This is a genomic window from Moorena sp. SIO3E8 (assembly GCF_010692445.1).
Lineage (GTDB): Bacteria > Cyanobacteriota > Cyanobacteriia > Cyanobacteriales > Coleofasciculaceae > Moorena > Moorena bouillonii.
In genome coordinates, this window is record NZ_JAAHHM010000382.1 from 1 (window position 1) to 1088 (window position 1088).

The 1088-nt window shown below is 32.3% G+C and carries 1 pseudogene; it reads right to left on the bottom strand.

Features of this window, described 5'->3' with window-relative positions:
- A pseudogene (locus F6K46_RS39945) lies at positions 1-1088 on the bottom strand (IS4 family transposase); the annotation flags it as partial.

Here is a 1088-nt window from a genome sequence, read left to right on the forward strand (position 1 = left end):
CTGGGGGGGCGACATGAGAGCTAAAAAGTAGACTGTATAAGCTTCATAGCTCTCATACCTCGTAAATAATTATCGAGCTTATGACGACTTAAACGCATTAACTTATCAACTAATTCCCAACATTGCGACCTAATATTAATCCATTTTTGAGCATACATTCCAATAGAAAAATTACTATGTCTTTTAGTTGATCGCCCATATTCTTTGACTCTAGCTACATAGTTCTGAACTCCTTTTTTATTAATTTTTTCTCCCTGAATAGTTGCAATAAAGTAAGCAAAAGAGATTAGAATAACTAAAGATATAAAGCGTTCGCCGACAACATTACTGCCTTCCATATTATATCCACCGCTTTTATAATCTCGGAACATCTCCTCAATATCAAAACGTTTTTTATAAGCGGATATTGCCTCAGATACTTCGCTCATATTTGTTAGAATAAACCAACCTTCTTTTGTTACTGAATTTCGATAACTTTTCTTCCATTTACAGGCAATACTAAATCCTGATACTTGTTTAGTTTTGGTGACTTTAACCTTTTCAAAAAATAACGAAATTCCCGGTTTCAATCCCGAGTTTTTCAAGGAAATCCACCCCTGATTTTTGAGCTCAATTTGCTCGTTTTCTCTAAGTCTTAAACAAAACTTAAAACCTTGTTTATCTAGCCACTCAGCCAATTTAACTGAACAAAATTCCCGGTCACCCAAAATGACAACATCATAGCCATCAAATAGCCCTATAATAGTTGATATTATTTGTTTTTGCTCTGAAAAATTACTTGAACCAAGTTTTGAAAGAAGTTCAAAATAAATTGGGATTGCTCGATTTTTATAAATTAGACTAATCATCAATAAATTTTTGTCCTTCCAATTAGTTCTATCGATAGCTAAATAGATTATTTTCTCTTTAGGAAATGTTTGATTTATCCATTCTTTAATAATTGGAAACCACAACTATTTGACATCAAATACTGGCAAAGACAAAAATCTCTGTAGTTTTTTACGTCGTGATTGAAATTGAATGGGTAAAGGGAGTGACTCTGCGATTTTTTCAAGTTTTATATTTTTGGTGTCTTGTCTAATTATTAT